17 protein-coding genes are annotated in these 19,950 nt (G+C 45.4%); 11 read left to right on the forward strand and 6 right to left on the reverse strand.

Translation table 11 applies throughout. The features are described from left to right. Positions 1–335: 335 nt before the first annotated feature. Entirely contained in the window at positions 336–1,319 is a 984-nt protein-coding gene (locus AB0L18_RS16590; RefSeq protein ID WP_367388423.1) for a hypothetical protein, read from the reverse strand. A 393-nt stretch (positions 1,320–1,712) separates the two neighbouring features. Between AB0L18_RS16590 and AB0L18_RS16595 the strand changes: the two genes are divergently transcribed. Genes AB0L18_RS16595 through AB0L18_RS16610 form a run of 4 tightly spaced genes read left to right on the forward strand, consistent with a single transcriptional unit; the run spans position 1,713 to position 5,974 of the window. Next, positions 1,713–2,258 (forward strand): hypothetical protein, encoded by a 546-nt coding sequence (locus AB0L18_RS16595; RefSeq protein WP_367388424.1) that lies wholly within the window; start codon positions 1,713–1,715, stop codon positions 2,256–2,258. 44 nt (positions 2,259–2,302) lie between these two features. Beyond that, a complete protein-coding gene (locus AB0L18_RS16600) occupies positions 2,303–3,838 on the forward strand; it encodes a T9SS type A sorting domain-containing protein (protein ID WP_367388425.1) in 1,536 nt (511 codons plus the stop codon). An 8-nt stretch (positions 3,839–3,846) separates the two neighbouring features. Next, the gene (locus tag AB0L18_RS16605; protein WP_367388426.1) at positions 3,847–4,392 is read left to right on the forward strand and encodes a hypothetical protein; all 546 of its coding nucleotides are present in this window, start codon (positions 3,847–3,849) and stop codon (positions 4,390–4,392) included. Positions 4,393–4,438: 46 nt separating this feature from the next. Beyond that, a complete protein-coding gene (locus tag AB0L18_RS16610) occupies positions 4,439–5,974 on the forward strand; it encodes a T9SS type A sorting domain-containing protein (protein ID WP_367388427.1) in 1,536 nt (511 codons plus the stop codon). A gap of 169 nt (positions 5,975–6,143) precedes the next feature. On the opposite strand, the gene AB0L18_RS16615 is transcribed toward AB0L18_RS16610, so the two are convergent. Both AB0L18_RS16615 and AB0L18_RS16620 read right to left on the reverse strand, forming a co-directional pair. Further along, positions 6,144–6,413, reverse strand: a complete 270-nt coding sequence (locus tag AB0L18_RS16615; RefSeq protein WP_367388428.1) for a hypothetical protein — start codon at positions 6,411–6,413, stop codon at positions 6,144–6,146. Next, positions 6,410–8,344, reverse strand: a complete 1,935-nt coding sequence (locus AB0L18_RS16620) for an OstA-like protein (RefSeq protein WP_367388429.1) — start codon at positions 8,342–8,344, stop codon at positions 6,410–6,412. The genes AB0L18_RS16615 and AB0L18_RS16620 overlap by 4 nt, the downstream gene beginning before the upstream one ends. A 553-nt stretch (positions 8,345–8,897) precedes the next feature. Between AB0L18_RS16620 and AB0L18_RS16625 the strand changes: the two genes are divergently transcribed. From AB0L18_RS16625 to AB0L18_RS16640, 4 genes are all read left to right on the forward strand, one after another. After that, positions 8,898–11,708 (forward strand): TonB-dependent receptor, encoded by a 2,811-nt coding sequence (locus AB0L18_RS16625; RefSeq protein WP_367388430.1) that lies wholly within the window; start codon positions 8,898–8,900, stop codon positions 11,706–11,708. A gap of 32 nt (positions 11,709–11,740) precedes the next feature. After that, positions 11,741–13,195, forward strand: coding sequence for a hypothetical protein (locus AB0L18_RS16630; RefSeq protein ID WP_367388431.1), 1,455 nt, complete (start codon positions 11,741–11,743; stop codon positions 13,193–13,195). A gap of 333 nt (positions 13,196–13,528) precedes the next feature. Beyond that, positions 13,529–14,614, forward strand: coding sequence for a hypothetical protein (locus tag AB0L18_RS16635; RefSeq protein WP_367388432.1), 1,086 nt, complete (start codon positions 13,529–13,531; stop codon positions 14,612–14,614). A gap of 69 nt (positions 14,615–14,683) precedes the next feature. Then, entirely contained in the window at positions 14,684–15,115 is a 432-nt protein-coding gene (locus tag AB0L18_RS16640) for a T9SS type A sorting domain-containing protein (protein ID WP_367388433.1), read from the forward strand. A 103-nt stretch (positions 15,116–15,218) separates the two neighbouring features. Here the strand turns inward: AB0L18_RS16640 and AB0L18_RS16645 are convergent, their stop codons facing one another. Then, positions 15,219–15,458 carry a hypothetical protein gene (locus AB0L18_RS16645; protein ID WP_367388434.1) on the reverse strand — a complete coding sequence of 80 codons (240 nt, stop codon included), beginning with the start codon at positions 15,456–15,458 and terminating at the stop codon, positions 15,219–15,221. 99 nt (positions 15,459–15,557) lie between these two features. Continuing rightward, the gene (locus tag AB0L18_RS16650; protein WP_367388435.1) at positions 15,558–16,703 is read right to left on the reverse strand and encodes an NAD(P)/FAD-dependent oxidoreductase; all 1,146 of its coding nucleotides are present in this window, start codon (positions 16,701–16,703) and stop codon (positions 15,558–15,560) included. Between the two features lie 301 nt (positions 16,704–17,004). On the opposite strand from AB0L18_RS16650, the gene AB0L18_RS16655 reads away from it, so the two are divergent. From AB0L18_RS16655 to AB0L18_RS16665, 3 genes are all read left to right on the forward strand, one after another. After that, complete coding sequence (locus AB0L18_RS16655; RefSeq protein ID WP_367388436.1) at positions 17,005–17,436, forward strand: DUF4293 domain-containing protein; 432 nt, start codon at positions 17,005–17,007, stop codon at positions 17,434–17,436. Between the two features lie 223 nt (positions 17,437–17,659). Continuing rightward, positions 17,660–18,601, forward strand: a complete 942-nt coding sequence (locus AB0L18_RS16660) for a hypothetical protein (RefSeq protein ID WP_367388437.1) — start codon at positions 17,660–17,662, stop codon at positions 18,599–18,601. A 52-nt stretch (positions 18,602–18,653) separates the two neighbouring features. Then, positions 18,654–19,010, forward strand: a complete 357-nt coding sequence (locus AB0L18_RS16665) for a hypothetical protein (RefSeq protein WP_367388438.1) — start codon at positions 18,654–18,656, stop codon at positions 19,008–19,010. 161 nt (positions 19,011–19,171) lie between these two features. Here the strand turns inward: AB0L18_RS16665 and AB0L18_RS16670 are convergent, their stop codons facing one another. Then, the gene (locus AB0L18_RS16670; RefSeq protein WP_367388439.1) at positions 19,172–19,924 is read right to left on the reverse strand and encodes a hypothetical protein; all 753 of its coding nucleotides are present in this window, start codon (positions 19,922–19,924) and stop codon (positions 19,172–19,174) included. Between the last annotated feature and the right edge of the window lie 26 nt (positions 19,925–19,950).

The raw sequence follows: 19,950 nt of genomic DNA on the forward strand, positions 1-19,950 counted from the left end.
CCCACTTGCCGGGCCGCCAAGTCCGTCCCCTGTCTTTACGACCGTAAGGGACGTGCGCTTACACCTGCTCTGAATACCAGAGCAGCCAAACAACACGCAAAATAAAAACCGCTGAATGCCCTAGTGACTGCTAGGGGGAGTTACCTATGATTGTTTTGATGCTTGTCAGTTCACCAAAGTGAAAGCAAGATAGTAATTACTGACTTCGCTAACAAATAATTTTTAATAAAAATCGAATAAACTATTTGTTAATCAGGAGGTGGTGGTTTGAATACCCCTAAAATTAGAATGGGTGATGGAGGTGATGGTAGGCTAAATATCTGATAATTAAAAGTTTAATAACTCACCATCATCGCTCGCTCCGCTTTCGATTTAAACAATTCCATGTCAGCTTCCAGTTGATTAAAAAAGACCTCCCGGAAACGGTACCCTCCAGCGGTGATGTTTTCGGAGCGACGCTTGATCTTATCTACCCATTTTTTGGAGTAATCGTAAAGTGCCGGGTCGTGAGAAATCATAAACTGGGGCATATCAAATCCGATGCCAGTTGCCCGCAGATCCAGAGCTTCAAAAATGACCATGTTTTGGTAATTGCCAAATTCGTTGATGTAAATCTGAATTTTCCCATGTTGGGGGTGATCCTGCCTGTTTTCGGCGAAAGCCAGTTGCTTGAGGTTCTTTAAAAGATGCTCTAAATCGCCAATCAACTGCGTAATGAAAGCTTGGTCTTTAAAAGCTTTGATGCTGATCGCAAAAAGGATTTGCTGAAAGATGTTGGCCAACATATTGGAGTTCCATATCTCTGTCACTCGTCGAGAATGGTAATGACCGATGATCCGGTTTCTTAAGCCGAGAATTTCGGGTTGAATGGACGCTCGGTCAGAGATAATCAGTTCTTGCTGCGACCAGTGCATGTGATTCCAAATGTCCACCAGAAATTTAAAAATAGCGTCGTATTCCAAATAGTAAAATACCGGTAGCTCATTGGCCAGGTAGATGAGCTTTGACTCCGCCTCTTCCTCAGGCATGACTGGGCGCATGATCTCCAAAAAGCACTTTAGAAAATCAATACTACTCCTCACTTCCCGGAAAGGGTGTGAAAAAGTGTGGTAGCCTTCAGTGCCGAGGGTGGTATCCAGCGAGACATTAAATTGCTCTGCAAGCTTTACTGCTTCACTGAGTGTCAGCGCAGTATCGCCACTCATGCGTTTGTAAACCGCGGCTTTTTGCAGGTGCAAGATGTCCATTGTGTCGTGCAAAACGCCTTTTTTGCCAAAGCGGTAAACCAAATAATCAAAGAGTTTTTTTTGAGCGTCCATGCTTTGCGCGTTGATAGAGAGAAGAGGAATTATTCTACAATATAGAGAAAGTTGCCTTGGTTTTGTACAAAATTTGTTTGAATCGTAGAATAAAAAAAGAAGCACTTCACGAATAGGATTTTCTTTTATAAATCTCTGCGCCTAATATTGTGGAGAAGGATTTACTGCATTTCTTAAACTTCAAGCCAAAACCTAACACTAAACCAGAATCGGGGATTAGAGATGCTTTCAGCCCCGTTCGGCGTAGGCTTTATACGCTTACTAAAAAACCTTCTCTGACAGTTTTGTGGTCAAGCTAAAGTGAAAATCGTAAGCGACTGAGAAGGAGCGTGATTTTTACTTTAGCTTGACTCTAAACACAAAAATTGTCTGATAATCATAACTACGACCACCATGCTACCAAAACATTACCTCTTCCTCCTCTTTCTCCTCCCCGCCCTGTGCTGGACGGCCTGCGAAAAATCCATCTTCAATCCCCAATCCGCAGCGAAAGTTTTACCTCCCATCACTACGACCGGGGAAGGTACTTTCGGTTGCAAGATCAATGGAGAAGTGTTCCTGCATACGCCCAAGCCGTTTGATGATCATATTACGGTGTATTATGATGATTTTCGTGACTACTTCTATCTGAATGCGACAGAAAGTATTGGCGATAAATATAATCAAACGATGCATCTATATGTGCATGAAATTTCATCAGAGGGTGTTTATCAATTCCATGATTTAAATTACACGAGCTATAATGATTCTTGTATGACGATTTTTGGATTAGATAAAGACTACTTGTTTTTAGATGAACCTTCTCAAATGGAAATCATCCATTTTGATCCCGAAGCACGCATCATCTCAGGCACTTTCCAGTTCACCGTCGTATCCGAAGAATGTCAGGATACCTTCCGTATTACGGAGGGGCGTTTTGATATGCCGTGGTTGTATTAAAAAACGCTCCTTTTTCTGGATTTAGGAACTTAACCCATCCCTCTATGCGACTATTCATTACTACATTACTCCTGTTTCTCACCTACTATTCCGCCCAAGCCCAAGCGGGCTTCATCCAGTCGTACGAACTCTACGAAGACAAAGGGCTTACCTTTCACCAGATATTATTGGTGGAAGACACCCTGGTGGTATGTGGCAGCACCAGTAACCCTGATGCTCCGCAATGGGGGCTGTTTTTTGCCAAACTGGATACCCTGGGGAATATCCTGGACTACAAAACCTACTATGACAGTGCTGGCTACAACTATGTTTTTGAAGAAGGGGCAAAGATGATTAAAACCAACGATGGCGGCTATGCGCTGGTGGGGAGCAGATTCGAGAGTTCCATTCCGTTGATCTTTAAGTTGGATGTAGAAGGAGAAATCGTATTCATTGGTGAATATCCAGATGAAAGTACCTCTACAAAGCGACACGTAGATGTTATTGAAATAGAAAATGGATACATATCTATTGGCCGAAAACAACAAATGGATGATGGTCTCAGTGATGGCTTTGCGATGGGAGTAGATCAAGCAGGGAACAAGTTGTGGGAGCTTAATTATGGGGAGAATGGATTGGGGGATGGTTTTTGGGGGATAAGAATAATAGCTTCCAACGAAATACTATTAACTGGTGGTTCAGGAATTGTAACGCCAGTCTACAACCCAATAGAAGGTGCCTGGGGGAAAGCAATAGCAATCAAAATTGATACCCTGGGGAATATTTTATGGGAGTGGGAGAGTGAGCAAGTGCTTACGGGTTCGGGGTCTGGCCCGGCATTTGGAAGAATTTATCCCACTGCTGATGGTAATTGGGTGAATGAAGGATATTCCCAAGCGATAGAAGAGCTTTTCGGAGAATCTACCATTTTGTCAAAAGGAGAAATCGTAAAAAGAGATACAAACTTCAATGTTTTGTGGAGTACTTCCTTTGGAGACTATACAACCTTCACGAACAATTTTACCGACGTCGTCGCCACCCCTGACGGTGGTTGGGTAGCGGTGGGTACCTACGGGCAATTGGTCGACCCGGTGGAATACACGGGCTACCGCGCGGGCATGATCGCCAAGGTAAATGCCCAGGGAGATAGCCTTTGGAGCCGGCTGGATACCCTGTTTACCCCTGCCTATGGCTCCATCCCCAGCCTGGCCAATGCGGTGGTCTTGCCCAGCGGCAGCATCATCGCCTGCGGCAAGGTAGACCGCTACGAACCCGACCCCGTCAAATCGCTGGGCTGGATCATCAAAGTAGATCGCGATGGTTGCCTGGAACCCAACTGCCGCCCAACAAGTACGAGCGAACTCTTTCCGGATATACTGGATTTTACGGTTTTCCCCAACCCCGCCCGAGAGCTGCTCCAGATCAAAGGAGAGGGCCAATTTGCGGTGAGCATCTACAGCCTGGACGGAAAAATTCACCTGTCTCAAGAGAAACTGTTTCAAACCGCTACTTTGGAGGTCGGTGACCTTCCGTCGGGCATTTACTTTTTACAAATCAGACAAGGCAACCAGTTGCTTACGAAGCGGATTGTCAAGCAATAATCACCACCATGCTACCAAACCATTACCTCTTCCTCCTGTTGCTCCTACCCGCGCTATGCTGGACGGCCTGCGAAAAATCCATCTTCAATCCCCAACCCGCAGTAAAAGTTTTATCTCCCATCACCATGACGGGGGAAGGTACTTTTGGTTGTAAGATCAATGGAGAAGTGTTCCTGCATACGCCCAAGCCGTTTGATGATCATATTACGGTGTATTATGATGATTTTCGGAATACTTTTTTTGTTCAGGCTTCAAGTAGTGAGGGAGGAGAATTGAAAAAAATGGTTCAGGTTTATGCTGATAGTTTATCAAATGAAGGTGTTTATACTTTAAAAGGAGTAATCTACACCGAATTTAATGACCCATGTACTGATTATCCGATGCTTAATGAAGATTATTTAGTCTTGGAAGAAAATTATCAAACAGAAATCATCCATTTCGATCCCGAAGCACGCATCATCTCCGGCACTTTCCAGTTCACCGTCGTATCCGAAGAATGTCAGGATACCTTCCGTATTACGGAGGGGCGTTTTGATATGCCCTGGGTGTATTAAAAAAAACGCTCCTTTTTCTGGATTTAGGAACTTACCCCATCCCTCTATGCGACTATTCATTACTACATTACTCCTCTTCCTCACCTACTATTCCGCTCAAACCCAAGCGGGCTTCATCCAATCCTACGAACTCTACGAAGACAAAGGGCTTACCTTTCACCAGATATTATTGGTGGAAGACACCCTGGTGGTATGTGGCAGTGCCAATAACCCTGATGCTCCGCAATGGGGGCTGTTTTTTGCCAAACTGGATACCCTGGGGAATATGCTGGATTACAAAACCCACTATGACAGTGCTGGTTACAACTATGTTTTTGAAGAAGGGGCAAAGATGATTAAAACCAGTGATGGTGGCTACGCCTTGGTGGGGAGCAGATTCGAGAGTTCCATTCCTTTGATTTTTAAGTTGGATACTGAAGGAGAGATCGTATTCATCGGTGAATATCCTGACGAAAGTACTTTTACAAAGCGACACTTACATATTGTTGAAATAGAAAACGGATACATATCTATTGGTCGAAAACAACAAATGGATGATGGTCTCAGTAATGGCTTTGCGATGGGCGTGGATCAAGCAGGTAACAAGTTGTGGGAGCTTAATTATGGAGGATTTGGTCTATCGGAAATGTTTAAAGGAATTAACCTGCTTTCTGAAAACGAAGTGCTACTGACAGGAAGTAGGGGCGTAACTGGTGAGCAGGTCAATACTTATCATGATTTATGGGGAAAAGGCGTAGCTGTAATAATAGATACCCTCGGTAATGTTTTATGGGAGTGGGAGAGTGAGCAGGTATATATTGGAGAAGGCCCATCTGTCGGATTTTCGAGGCAATATCCAACGGAAGATGGTGGCTGGATCGGTGAAGGGGCATTCAGTATTGTAGATACGCTGTTTGGAGAAGAATATGTACTATTTAGGAATATTATCATCAAAAGAGACGCTGATTTTAATATACAATGGTATACCTCATTTGGTGAAAATACTACCTCCATGAATCAATTCATCGACGTAGTCGCCACCCCTGACGGCGGTTGGGTAGCGGTGGGCACCTACTGGGAATTGGTCGACCCGGTGGAATACACGGGCTACCGCGCGGGTATGATCGCCAAGGTAAACGCCCAGGGAGATAGCCTTTGGAGCCGGCTGGATACCCTGTTTACCCCTGCCTATGGCTCCATCCCCAGCCTGGCCAATGCGGTGGTCTTGCCCAGCGGCAGCATCATCGCCTGCGGCAAGGTAGACCGCTACGAGCCTGATCCGGTCAAATCGCTGGGCTGGCTGATCAAAGTAGATCGCGATGGTTGCCTGGAACCCAACTGCCGCCCAACAAGCACCAGCGAACTCTTTCCGGATATACTGGATTTTACGGTTTTTCCCAACCCCGCCCGAGAGCTGCTCCAGATCAAAGGAGAGGGCCAATTTGCGGTGAGCATCTACAGCCTGGACGGAAAAATTCATCTGTCTCAAGAGAAACTGTTTCAAACCGCTACTTTGGAGGTCGGTGACCTTCCGTCGGGCATTTACTTTTTACAAATCAGACAAGGCAATCAGCTGCTTACGAAGCGGATTGTTAAGCAATAATCCTTCGTGCCTTGTTGATAGTGAGTTATTAGCGCGAAAGGCGGAGGACAAAGGATGGTAGACGCTCCGTAGGGCAGGGTTTTATACCCTGCATGAAGGAGCGGCGGACAGCCTGGTGCCGATCCCGACTAGAAATGTCGGGACGAGATCGGCATCACCCCAAATCATCTTACGACAAAGCCACCGTCTTACCCGGTTCAATGGCTACATTGAGGACTTTGATAACAAAACTATAGGTACCGCCTTGCGCGAAGGTATGAGCCATGGCATCGCGCAGGGTGTTCATGACGAGCGTGTAATCGCCACTGACCTGGGTGGTTAGCTCGTTGGTGTGTACCTGTAGACCCTCTATGTTGCGGAGATGGTGAATGAAATCAATGATGGGCGGTTCAAAATTCTCCTGCAGTGGGTAAAGGCTAATGTCTGCGGCTACTTTCATTCTTCTTTGGGGTTGAGTGGAGTGTTATCACGCGTAGGTTTTGGGGGTGGTGGAGCACCTTCTGCCCTGGCAGGCCGACTTTCCTGTGGTGCTAAGACCCGCAGCGGCGGCCCAAATAAATCATCTCGCGAGCGGGGTCGGGGAGGAGAGGTTTGCCAGTTGAATCCTTCGAGTTTGAGGGCCTCGTGATCTGCTTTATTCATAGGGTCTAGCTTGCCTTCCAATTGGGTGACGAAGATAATCTCATCGACCTGATTGTTCCCGAAAAAGACGATCATATCACTACAAATGGTTTTATTGACTCCCACGTAGGCGTCGTCGTCATCGCGGGGGTAGTAGACGGATTGGGCGTTGCCCTGAATGTCCATCCTGCGTAGTTCGCTGCTGTCAAATTGGGCGATGATATCACGACCTTTGATTTGGTTGAAGTACAACTCATCGGCACTGTTGAGGATGAAGCTATGGTTGTACAGCAGAATTTTGTCGAGCTGGTCATCGGCCAGCTGCATGTGGATGGTGTCAGCGGTAAACTGGGTGGTGTCTGTCCAGATGACGGGGCTGCGAAACATGCGAAAGAGGGAATCTACGGTGCTATAAGCGAGGGAATCACAGAGTGCCTGCATGTCAGATTTGAAAATACGCACATCGTAATAGGCCTGCAAAAGGCGGCTGCTATCATTGGCAATGGTGTCGGCGCGCTGAGACAGCAGGGTGTCGGCCGTCATGAAAAGGGAGTCGCCATCAATGAGCGTAATCAGTAAAGGCCGGCCTTGCAGGCCTCCGGTAGCCTTGAGGAAGCCGGTGGTTTGGTTGTAGCGGGCCGTATCACACTGGATGGTGAGATTGGCGGAGGTATCCTGCCAGATGACGTTGCCGCTGGCAATGCCCATGCTGTCGGCTTGGGCGTAGTCTACCTGGTCGGCTTGTAATATTTGCGGGCCATCGATGATGCGGGAGCGGCCACTGGTTTTGTAAATTTTCTTTTTAGCATCGTAGCGGATGGCATCGCCAGTGATGACCTGCTCCTTATCGCGGAAGTAGGCGTTTCCTTCCAGGATGGTAATATCGTTTTTCTGGTCGTAACGAATTAAATCTCCCGTTGCTTCGCGGCGATCAGCTTCGTAGAACTTTGCATCTCCGTCCAGGGTATAGATGCCATTTTTACCATCGTAGCGGATGACATCGGCGGTTGCGCGTTGTTCTCCTTTGGTGTATTGGGCGTTGATGCGGAATTCGGCCAGGTTGTTTTCTACATCATAGAAGCCATCTTCGCAATAGACCCTACTACTGTCGCTGCGCATAACGGTGGGCCCAAGGAAAGTGGCTATTTGTTCTATAGTGTTAAACTTGAGCGTATCGGCCCTAAGCTGAAAATCGGGATTGATAACGACAACACTGTCTTTGAAATAAATTTCGTCTTGTTCGGTGTAGTAATAACCGCGTTTACTACTAAGTTGGGTTTCTCCGTCGGTGATGGTGGCAGGTGTATCGTAAGTAGCGATTTTGGTATTGAGGTCATAATGGAGTTTGTGGGTAAAGAGCCTGCGGTCGCCATTGATGAGGACGACGTTGCCGATGAGGTCGGCTTCCTTGAGGGTGCCGTCGTAGTAGAGCGTATCGGCAAAAGCGGCCAGTGAATCGCCTTGCTGAATAAGGACTTCCTTGCCCAGTGCAAATACCCGAGAGTTGTTTTCGATGATCGCACTATCGCAGTACATGAAAATACTATCCTGGCTGAGTTCTACTTCACCGACCAACTTTTGCACGATTTCATTTTTGCCGCGACGCTGATATTCCAGCGAGTTGGCATTATCGATGCGTACCCGTTGGGAAGCAGGGGGAAGCGTGTCTCTGGTCGACTGACCAAACAGTGGGTGCCCCAAAAAAAGCAGGAGCAGCAAGCAGGAAAATAAACTGGAAAGTCGGAACAAGGGAACCTTACTTTAATAAAAAAATATTTTTTGTCAAGGAGTGCCAAAGGTACAACCTTCCATTAACTAGGCAGAGGGGTTTAACTTGATTTTAACCCGGTATTAAACATTGATTGACAGGACTTAATATTTTTTTCTTGCAATAAATATGGGTAAAGACGTAATTATACGAGTGATTTGAAATATTATTTTGAGTTAGACCTACAATTATTTCTTTATGAACAAAAATAATTCAGGCAGCGTTTCAGGAAGGTTGTTCGATAGTAGAGAGTAGGAGGCGAGAAGTAAAACTATCAAAAAAATTAGCTGAAATGCTTAAAACCTTCTACATTTGGCGAAAATCTACGGGTTTTACCTATCTAAAAAGCGAGTATTAAGCCGCTAAAAAACAACAACCAGGGAACATTTTTTTGAATAAACATCTATTGATCCCTGCCCTATTGAAAGAAAAACGAACGACTGTTCGTATGTTTAGTTTTTGATTATTCACCATAGTGTTCACAAGATGATTACCTGACTGTAGCTTCTTTTTGAACGCTAAAAAATGCATTTCATGAAAAAACTCTCACTAGTAGTGGGACTGCTTTTATGTAGTCTAGCAACCCTGCTCGCGCAGCGGACAATTACTGGTACGGTAACTGATGAGCAAGGAGATGCTCTGATCGGAGCAACTGTACTGGTCAAAGGTACCTCAACTGGTACAGTAACGGATGTTGATGGTACTTACAGCATCAATATTAGTAACGATGACAAGGTATTGGTATTCAGCTACACTGGTTTCGAGACTATCGAGCAGCCAATTGGTGTTTCCAATACGATTGATTTGGTCATGTTGGCTGGTGTAACGTTCGATGAGATCGTTGTTACCGGACAAGGGGTAGGTATAGAGAAGAAGCGTTTGACCTCAACGGTAGACGCGATCAGCTCTGAACAGCTTGAATTAGCACCTATTACCCAGTTGGACCAAGTATTACAGTCGCGAATTCCTGGTACTCAGGTTCGCTTGTCTTCAGGTCAGCCAGGTACGGCTTCTCAGATTCGTAACCGTGGCCCTATTTCAGCCAACGCTTCTACCACCCCCGTTATCATCATTGATGGGGTACGTGTGGATAACCTGAACTCTCGCCCTGCCTTGAACATTGGTACAGGTGGTGCAAACAGTTCTGCTTTGGCTGATATTCCGATCGAAGCTATCGAGCGGGTAGAATTTATCCGTGGTGGTGCTGCTACTACACTTTATGGTGCTGATGCCGCCAATGGTGTAATTCAGATTTTCACTAAGAAAGGCCAGTATGGCCAGAAAGCTCGTTTTGGTTACGATGGCACGGTAGGTGTAATGTCAGGTGAAGAGACTTTCCTTTACTTCCCTGAAACGGCTGATTTGTACTACGAAAATGGTACGGTACAGCAGCATCGTTTGACGGTTGATGGTGGTTCAGAGAAAGTAGGCTACAGTTTTTCTGGTAGTTTCTATGATGATGACAGCTTCAACGATCTTAACCGCCAGCGTCGTATAAGTATGCGTACGGGGGTAAGTGCTGAATTGTCACCAACCCTTTCTTACGCAGCTTCAGCTGCTTTCGCTAGTAACTGGTTTACCCGCGATTACAATGCCAACACCAGCTTTGCTCGTTTTGGTAACCTGGAAGGAGGTTCTTTCGGTAATATCTCTGAATTGACGGCGGAAGAGCGTGCTGACTTGAAGGCTGATCTTGCTGCCCAAGGCGCGGTCACAGACATCACGGAGGCGGTTCGTCGTTTCCAAACTTCTCAGTCTTTAACATGGACACCATTCGAAGGTTTCACCGCTAAGGCAACCCTTGGTTTGGATAATCGTACATCCCGCCAGCGTGAAGTACAGAGCAATGCTGTTCTGATTTCTAAAGGTGCGGTACCTGCTGGGACTGCAGACCAGGGATCATTGAATACTGCTACTCGTAGCTTCATTGGTATTACTACTGATGTTAGTTTGCAGTATCGTTTTGATGCAGGAGACTTCTCATTCATCACCGGTGGTGGTGGTCAGTTCTTCCGTGAGCAAGACGAGCAGTATTTGTTGCAAGGTACTGACTTGACGGAGGGTAGTATCCTATTTGGCAATACTGCTACTCAAACGGCTACCGACTTCTTACAGATTGCTGCGTTTGGTGGTTTCTATGTTTCTGAAAACATCGGCTACAAAAACAAACTGTTCTTAGATGGTGCTATCCGTTGGGATGGTAACTCTGCTTTCGGTAAGGATATTGGTTTGGTAAACATCTACCGTATCGGTCTGTCTTACTCCTTGACGGATGAGCCTTTCATGCAGGAAAGTGGAATCAGCGATATTGTAAGCCGCTTCAGTGTACGTGCCAACTTCGGTCAGGCAACCAACTTCCCTACGCCATTTGCGCGTGACCGGTTGTTCGTAGCTAACCCTTACCTAGGTTCTGTAGCTTATACCTTCGGTAATCCTGGTAATTCAGAATTGGGTCCAGAAATTGTTGACTCTTACGAAGCTGGTTTCGATGCAAGCTTCTTTGATGCTCGTTTCGGTGTTGGTTTCACTTACTATGATAATACCACGAACGATGCCATCTTCACACCACCTAACGCACCTTCTTCTGGCCAGTTGGCTCAAGAAGCAAACGTAGGTACAGTAACAAACAAAGGTATCGAACTACAAGGTTATGTAGACGTAATTCGTTCTGAAGATTTCGATCTGACGTTCAACGCCTCTTACACAACTAACGAAAACGTAGTAGTTGACGCTGGTGGTTCTCCTGAATTCAACGTAGGTGGATTTACCTTCCTAGGATCTTTTGTAAAAGAAGGTCAGCCTCTTGGTTACTTCCGCGGATCGCAGCCAACCTTCGATGCCGAAGGAAACTTGGTAGACGTAGAAGCAAATGCAGTTTTGGGTAATCCTAACCCAACTAGCTACGGAACAGTCGGTATGAACTTCCGTTGGAAAAATCTTACCATTTTCGGTTCTAGTGATTTCCAGCGTGGTGCTTCTGGTGTAGCAGTGGATGACGTATTACGTTACTTTGGTGGTGTAAACGACCCTAATCGTATCCCTGCTAATGCCGCTAACGAAAGTTTCTTTGACTTGGCAGGTGTTTGGGTAGAAGATGCCGATTTCTTCAAGATCCGTAATATCGGTATCTCTTACAATGTACCTACTGCGAACATCAAGGCATTGAGCCGTTTGACTTTAGGTCTGAACTTCCGTAATCCATACGTTCGTGCTTCTTCTACTTTCGACCCAGAAGTTACTGGTTCTGGTATTGGTGCACAGGATGGCTTTGCAGCGGGTGGTTTCGGTTTTGGTACTGAGTCGGCTCCAAAGCAGGTTCTATTCAATGTACGCATTGGATTCTAAATCACCTCTGTTAACTTTTAAAAAAGACCATTATGCTTAAAAATAAATTAAACTGGATTTTTGCCATCGCTATTTTGGCTCTGTCTTTCCAGGCATGTGAAGATCCAGACACTACTTTTGATCCAATCAACCCGGATCTTTCTGAGGAAGCTATCCTCGGTACCTCTCAGTCAGCTACCCGAACCTTGAATGGTTTGGAGCGCCAGCTGGCAGAACTTGCTGGTGAGTACGTACATTTAGCAGAAATTGCTTCTGACAACTACGACAATACCCAGACGTTCTTCAACCAGTTCCTGGATATCTTGAACGTTACTCCTACGGATAACGACATCAACGATACTCAATTCGAGCTTGCGCGTTTGCGCGAATTGGCGAAAGCTGGTTTGAATGTAATCGGCCCTGGTGACCCGAATTACACGGCTAATCAGGAAGCAGAATTCCTGTTTTTCATTGGTTTGTCTCATCTGCTTTCTGCCGAGTTGTTCACATCTTTGCCAGCAGAACCTCAAGGTGCTGCCCAGCCAGCTAGTGCACACTACGCCTTGGCAATAGATTTCTTTGGACAAGGTGCTGCTAAAGCTACTGACCCTGCTACACAAGTAAGCTGTTTGATGGGGCAGGCACGTGCCAACTACTACGCAGGTAATAAAACTGCTGCGGTAGCTGCTGCTGATGCTGCGATTGCTGCTGATGCTGGTTTCATCCGTTTCGTCAAATTTGATGCAATTAACGGGGCCCGTATTAACAATGAATTGCAAGATGCTATCCACGATCGTGGTAGCTTTGATGATTTGCAACCACTACCTCGTCTGGATTTCTTGGATCCTAAGTACAATGACATCAATCCTTCACAGGATATCGATATGCCTTTGTTAAAAATCGAAGAAGCACACTTGATCAAGTGTGAGGCTGCGATTGCTGATGGTGCCTTAGGTACTGCTCAGGATATTATGAAGGATATTATTGCACTGGTAGCTACTCGTCCAACGAGTACTTTTGATGATGGAACGGAAGACCGTACCGAGCGTAACCCTGGTACTCGCCCGGATACAACTGCTGCTGTGGTTGCTTCTAGTCCTGGTGCTCCTTTCGTAGGTGGTTTGGTGCTCAATCGTAAGGCTGGTAATGTAACCATTCCTACTGTGAGTGGTACCTCTGTAACCGACGCAATGGTTGATGCTGTGACCACTGAAGACGAAGCACTAGAGTTGTTGTACCTGATGCGTCAGGAAATCTTCATTGCTGAAGGTCGTCGTATGACAGACATGGGTGTGAAGTTTGTGGTAAGTGAAATCGAGCAGTTGGCTAACGCTAACATCAAAGTTGAGGACACTACTCCTAATCTTCCATCTTTCTTTACGTCAATTGCAACTGAATTGGATGGTATCACTTATGATCCTACCACATTTGAGTGTACCATCACTCACAATGTCAATGCAATTATTGTAGCGAATAAGACGTCTCCATTTGTTTGTCCTTTCCACTAGGAAGGAACAAATAGGCTTAGTCTGATCGGGAATTATTCCCGAATATATTTAAGGCCGTATCCGAGTAATCGGGTACGGCCTTAGTGTTTTGGTGTAGGGGGACAAAAAAATAGAAGAAATTTTGTCACGTTTTCTGTTTTTCAGACTTATATAAGGGATAGATATTCTTTGCAAAGCATCCGTTTAAGAAGTTTTTATAGTTGTTTTTTTCTGATAAATATTTTTCACAAATGGGCTAAGTAATAGATTGATACCCTGCTTGACAACACAACCAAATTGTGGAGGCTAAATGTTTGGGTTTTCAGATGCTTAGCTTGTATAAAATTTTCTATAATGAAAAACAGATTATTGTGCTTTCTCTTAATGCTTACTTTTATTCAGGTACAGAGCCAAGACACTGATATTATTGAACAGCTTAGTGATTTTGATTGTGAAGAAAATTTTTTCATAACACGGAATCCATTACCAAGTAACGTAGCTATTGGTAATATAAATGGCTCACAATTGAATATGGAATGTGCGGTTCCTGAAAATGCTCAAGGTTTCAATCAATTTACAGCAAATATTTACGATTTAGATTTTGTCCAAGCAGTAAATAACGCTCCTGGTGGTGCGTGTTGGGGGATTGAGTGGGAAGTGACCGGTGGAACAATTTATCTCTCTTCTGGAGGTGGTGGTTGGTTGCCAGAGGCCGGAAGCACTGTTTGCTTTACTGCTGGGCCAAATACTTCATTGGACTGCAATACCATGTGCGGTGGCGGTGGCGGAACAGTAGATGCTACCGTGGCTAATAATGGATATATTCACTCTACTATTAGAGTGAAATGGGATTCAAATCTTCAGGATTCTAATGTTAAATACGGAGTCAAAGCCAAATTATTCATAAAGGCAAAAAACAAATTTGATTTTTATTTAATAGAACCTAAAGAGCAAGGAAGTGGAGATGCACCGCCTCCAACATCAACACCTCTCGGTATTAAAGTAAAAGTCTCTTATAGTGCAGAAGTGAAATATCAAGCTTGCGAAAAATTCGTCGAATTTGGTGCTAACTCAAGGTTGATCACCAATGCTAATAGTAGTGCCTTATCTTGTAGTAACGGCGGAAGCAGAACGATTACGGTAAACCTTACTGATGAAATCAACCGTTATCCAACTTGCCAAATTCCAGCGCCATTTACTATTAACTGGCAACAACGTCTCGGTAATAGCGGTAGTTATCAGACAATAGCTACATCAAACTCCAATAATATTGGTTCTAATAACTCTATTTCTTATACGTTTAATAATCTTTCGCTGACTGGTGCCCATAGTATTCGAGTGCTCACAAAATATGGTAATATGGTTGCTGAAGAAAGGGTGTTCGATTACGAGCCTGACGGAAGCGTTAGTGGCCCTGTAGCCGTAAGTGTTGGACAGTAAAGGTTTTATGATTTTACGGAACTTAGTGGCCTTACTGATCTTGGAACATGGCAAGCTTTTCCCTCTAATATGGTGAATATTTCTAATTTTGGGACGCAAGCACTTTATGAGTTTCTTTCCGTAGGTACGGTCAACATTAATTACGCGACTACGATTTGTGGTGACCCAGTAAACTTCCCACTAGATGTAAGTGTAACTCAGAATGGAGGCGGTGGGTGTATTGTATGCTTAACAGATAATGAATCTGATGAATTAACTATACCTACTGTTTATAATACAGCTTTTGGCCAACCTTTGACAGTAGATGGTTTAGGTTTTTATGATCAACAAGACTTACAATTTGAATTGTATGATTTAAGTGGCCGAAGTGTGTACAGTGGCACTTTGCAAGGGGATATCCACATAGATCAGATTCAGCTTCCTTCTAGCATGTACATTTTACGAGTGGTGAACATAAGTAATAAGGACCTAGTATTGACGCAGAAATTACTTGTATTTTAGTAAAAATGTATCATAAAGAAACTCCCTCCCCCTAAAACAAATCAACCCCGCAGTCATTCCAAGGAACAACTGCGGGGTTGATTTCACCTAATACTTACGAAGATTATTTTACCTCCGAAGCGGCTGGCTGGGCACTAACAGCTTGGCTATCGATAGCTGCTGGGGTAGCGGGCAAATGCTTGGCAAATACAGCTTGGTCTTTCCCTGTAGGTTGCCCCATCGACTGAAGGCTACTCACCGCCAACCAGGCAAATACACCAATAATTGCTACTATTTGGGTGCCAAATAAAAATACTAAAGCACCATTGTCTTTAGCCCACTTAAAAAATTTTTGCGTACTCATTGTAGGAAAACAGCGGGCTTTAGTGAATCCCCGCCGTAAATTGCGGTAAAGTTTACTTACTCTTTGGTGACTTGTCAATAGGGTGGGGCATATTTATTTTCACCCCCTCCCCAGCAGCAAATCGGCCGCTCTTTCTCCTACGCCTGTTCCGATGGCGACGCCCATACCTCCCAGGCGTACTGCGGCTACGGTATGCGCTCCAACCTCACGGATGATGGGCTTTTTGGCCGGGCCTACGCCCATGATTCCCGTCCACCAACGATCAATTTTTGTTGCCTGTTCTGGTAGAATGACTTGGCGTAATAGCTGTTCCAAATAGGCGCGAACGGGTAGGTTGGGATCCAGGCTCGTCGTTTCTTCGCCGCTGAAATCCTGGTTGCGGCCCCCCCCTAGCAAGATACGCTGACCAACATTGCGGAAATAAACGTAACCACAATCGTAGTGAAAACAACCTTTAAGTTTCAGACCCGGGATGGGGTCGGTAATGAGCACCTGGTTGCGAGCTGGTTGCAAGTCCAGTTCTGGCAACAGCGTTTTGGCAAAGCCATTGGTAGCCAGTAAACACAGCTTGGCCTGGATAGACCAACCGTGGTCGGTACGAATAACTACTTGCCCGTTGATTTCTTCCCGCGCCGTAACGGTGATCCCACCCAGACAGAGTATGTCCAGCGATTGTGCTTTGCGGAGTAGGGTTTGCATCAACTGCCCGGTATGCAGCTGCCCCTCGGCCTGGTTGAGTAATAGATGGCTTACCTTTTGTAGCCCGGTAGCAGGTAATTGCGCATCTGCCTGGACAAAAGTATCTTTTCCAATCAGTGGCCGCAAGTCTTTGTTGAAGTCTTCCATTACTGATAGGCACTGTGCGTAGAGCGGGGCGTCTTCTTCCCGAAAAATCTCGTATCCGCCCCAAGCCTGGTATCCTATTGCGGCATCGCTATAGCGTTCGCGCAAGCGACAAAGGCCCTCGAAGCGTTGGGCCACCAGCTCTAGTACATCCTCCCTACTGCTATGGTTCAAATCATCAATCAACTCGCTGAGGCTGCCAAAACAAGCAAAACCCGCATTGCGCGTGCTCGCCCCAATAGGCAGAGGTCCACGGTCGATAAGCACAACTTTCATCCTCGGCGACTGTTCTTTCAAATGTATGGCGGCCGATAATCCGGTAATGCCACTGCCCACAATGATCACATCAATGTCCTTAAAAAAACTTTCCCACTCCCAATGACTTAGTTGATATCGCAGCATTTATTATTTTTGCCCAAAGATAGGTTTTAAGGTGTAAGAGTTGGGTAGGTGTAAAGGTGTAAGGGTTGGGTGATTCCGCTAGTAGCATCAACTACTTCCGATTTCCGACTTTGGAAAGTGTAAAAGTTGGGTAGGTGTAAAGGTGTAAAAGTTGGGTGATCCCGCTAGTAGCATCAACTACTTCCTACTTCCGACTTTGAAAAGTATAAAGGTATATTTGCCAGTAGGCAAAATCCCAACCCTTACACTTTTACACCCTTACACCCAGAACAACCCTCAAACCAACAAACCAACCAAAATTATGATCCAAAGAATACAGACCATCTTTTTGCTCCTAGCTGCTGGTGCGGCATTGGGCCTTTTCGCTTTACCATTGGCGACCACTAGCGACGCCAAAGCCGATTCTGCCTTGTTTGCCGATGCAACCTTTAATATAATGGATGCTCCTGTACTCATGGGGGCTTTTGCGCTGGCAGGTATACTGCTGTTAGTAAATATTTTCCTTTTCAATAATCGGAAGTTGCAAATGACGCTGACCAAAGTGGGTTTGTTCTTGACGGGAGTGGGGATTGGCGCCAGCGCTTATCTTTACTTCAGTGATCAAGCTGCCGATGCGGCCACTCCGGCGGCGGGTGTTGCTTTACCTATTTTGGCACTGATCTTTGGCATTCTCGCCCACCGCTATATCAACAAAGATGAAAAGTTGGTGCGGTCGGTGGATCGTTTGCGGTAAGCAAGTGAGCGTATAAAAATAAGGTGATCCAATTTGGGTTTAGTAAAAAAAGATAAGCAACCGACAAGATGGAGGTTGCGTTCTTTTTCTTACTAAACCTTGAAACAAATTGGATCATCTTATTTTAGCTCGAATACTAAAAGCTTAGCTTGGGATATATTTTTTCTGAAAATGTGTTATCTTTAGAAAGTGAATGCTTTCTCTTGACTTAACACATAATCCCATGACACGTTTCTATCTACTGCTTCCCATTATTTTACTGGTAAGTATGCTTTCTGCGCAAGATTGTCCAACGCTCACTTGTGCACCGATAAGCTATACGGCCTACCCAACGGAAACAGGGGAGTGTCGTTGGCCCATTCTTGCTGAGGATTTTATCACCAGTGATTTAACGAATTGCCCTGGTCCGATAAGCTTGGCGATTTATCGGGCGACGGAAATCCTGGAGGCTGGCGACCAATTTGCTCCGGAGTTTACCGGGCGAGATACCTTATGGTACGTCTATCCTGATGACGATGCTACTACGGTTGTTCATGTATTTCTTCAGGATGGTACGGGAGCTGTGCAAGCATGTGAGACCTACCTCTTGTTACAGATGCATGTATCGATAGAATGCTATCTAGAGGGCGATCCTATTGCGGGTATTATTCGCACCGAAAACAACGAACCTGTTGCAAATGTGCAGGTGGAAATTACCGGCACCATCGAGGCCAGCTCTACCACCACTACGAGTGGAACCTACCTTTTTCTTCCCCTCTTTTCTTTTACAGACAGTTTAGTGGTGACTCCCTCCCGTGATGATAACCCCTTGAATGGCGTCAGTACTTATGATGTGGTATTGATTACCAGGCATATATTAGGAACACAATTGCTGGATAGCCCTTACCGTATGATTGCCGCCGATGTCAACCAGTCGGGGACAATCACTATTCTTGATCTTATCCAAATTCGTAAGTTGATCGTTGGCATTACAAACAGTTTTCCAAATGCTCCTTCTTGGCGGTTTGTGCCTAGTGAATACCAATTTCCTGAACCTTCCAACCCCTGGCAGGAGACTTTTCCGGAAACGATTCTGATCAATGATTTGGAAGATAATCCTGCTGTCTCCGGCGACTTCATCGGTATCAAAGTAGGGGATGTGAACGGCAGTGCGCAGGGGAATTAGTGACAATACTATTTACTCAGATCTTGTTTGTTTAAAAAGTGCTTTATTAAAAATGAAAGAATATTATAAGTTGCTTAAAAAGATGGAAGCTCGACCAGCTATGTGGACGGGAGAATTGACTTTGAAAAGTATTAAGACATTTCTGGACGGTTACTCTTTTGCTCTTTATGAGCACAAATTGACTGATTTGAAAAAGCAATCTGAACCAAATTTTCATGATTGGACAGCTAAAAAACTTGGTTTTTATGAATCAACTGCGGGTTGGCAAAATATGATATTAGCCGTGGCTATCGGATTAAATCCTAAAACTATAAAATGGGAAAATTATGACCCACAAGTAACTAAGGAGCAACATGAAATGTCAATTCGAAAGTTCTATGAATTACTAGAGGATTTTGTATCAGTTTAGAGAATTTGAATTATTAGTGCGTAAGGCGTAACCTGAAGCTCGAGGCTCGGATCCCGATCTTCTATCGGAATAAGGACGAGGGGGTGTAGTGGTAGTGCGCAGCGAAGTGAAGCACTAGGAACGGAACAACCAGTAGCCAGCGCAGCACTGCTAAGGCTTCCCTAATCCCTAACCTCCCAACTCACGAGCTTCATTTTGTTTTTTTCCAGCTGCTCCCAGGTTCCGTTGAAATCATCTCGGCGTTGCTGTAGGACAAACTGGCTGTCGTAGGTGCCGGGTTGGTATACCCCCAAGAAGTAGCTGCCATCTTTTGCGTTGAACCGTTCAAAATCAACGAGTCGTACTTTGCTACGTTGGCGTTGCCAGAGGTCTTTGTTGAAAGCCTCTTCGTCGGTGTCGATATGTACATAATTGCGGATGGGCATCAGGGAATAATGGTAGATGGCCAGGTAATTGGCTGTGCCACTGGGCGTCAGATAGACCTCCACTTCCTGAAGGTAATACTGCTGCTTGGCCATGTCCTCCGTTCTGGTACGTAAGCTTTCGGGACTGTCCAGCTTCCAAATCTTGTGGGGGGTATCGGTTTCGTTTTTGTACCATACGCCGATGTAGTGGGCATCCAGTTCACTGATAGCATAAGCCTGGACATTGCTAAGCAGGTAACCAGCTGCTGCCATGGTGCGTTTTTCCTGAACAAAATCGGCCCAGCTATTGGTCTTGATCAAGGTGTCAGGGAGGGAACTCTCGATGTAGATACCCCAGTAGCGGCGATCTTCTCCCTGGCCAGTGGTTTCTACATTAGTGAGCCTAAACCCTTTGGTGTTGAGGGTTTTGTTACTGGCGACAAATTCCTCCCAGGTCAGTTGTTCTGCATATTCCATCGCAGCGTCGGAGCCCCGAAAAATGCCACTCATTTGTTGTGCAGAAAGGGAAGTACAAA

Origin of the sequence: Lewinella sp. LCG006 (genome assembly GCF_040784935.1) — a bacterium.
Taxonomy (GTDB): Bacteria; Bacteroidota; Bacteroidia; order Chitinophagales; family Saprospiraceae; genus Lewinella.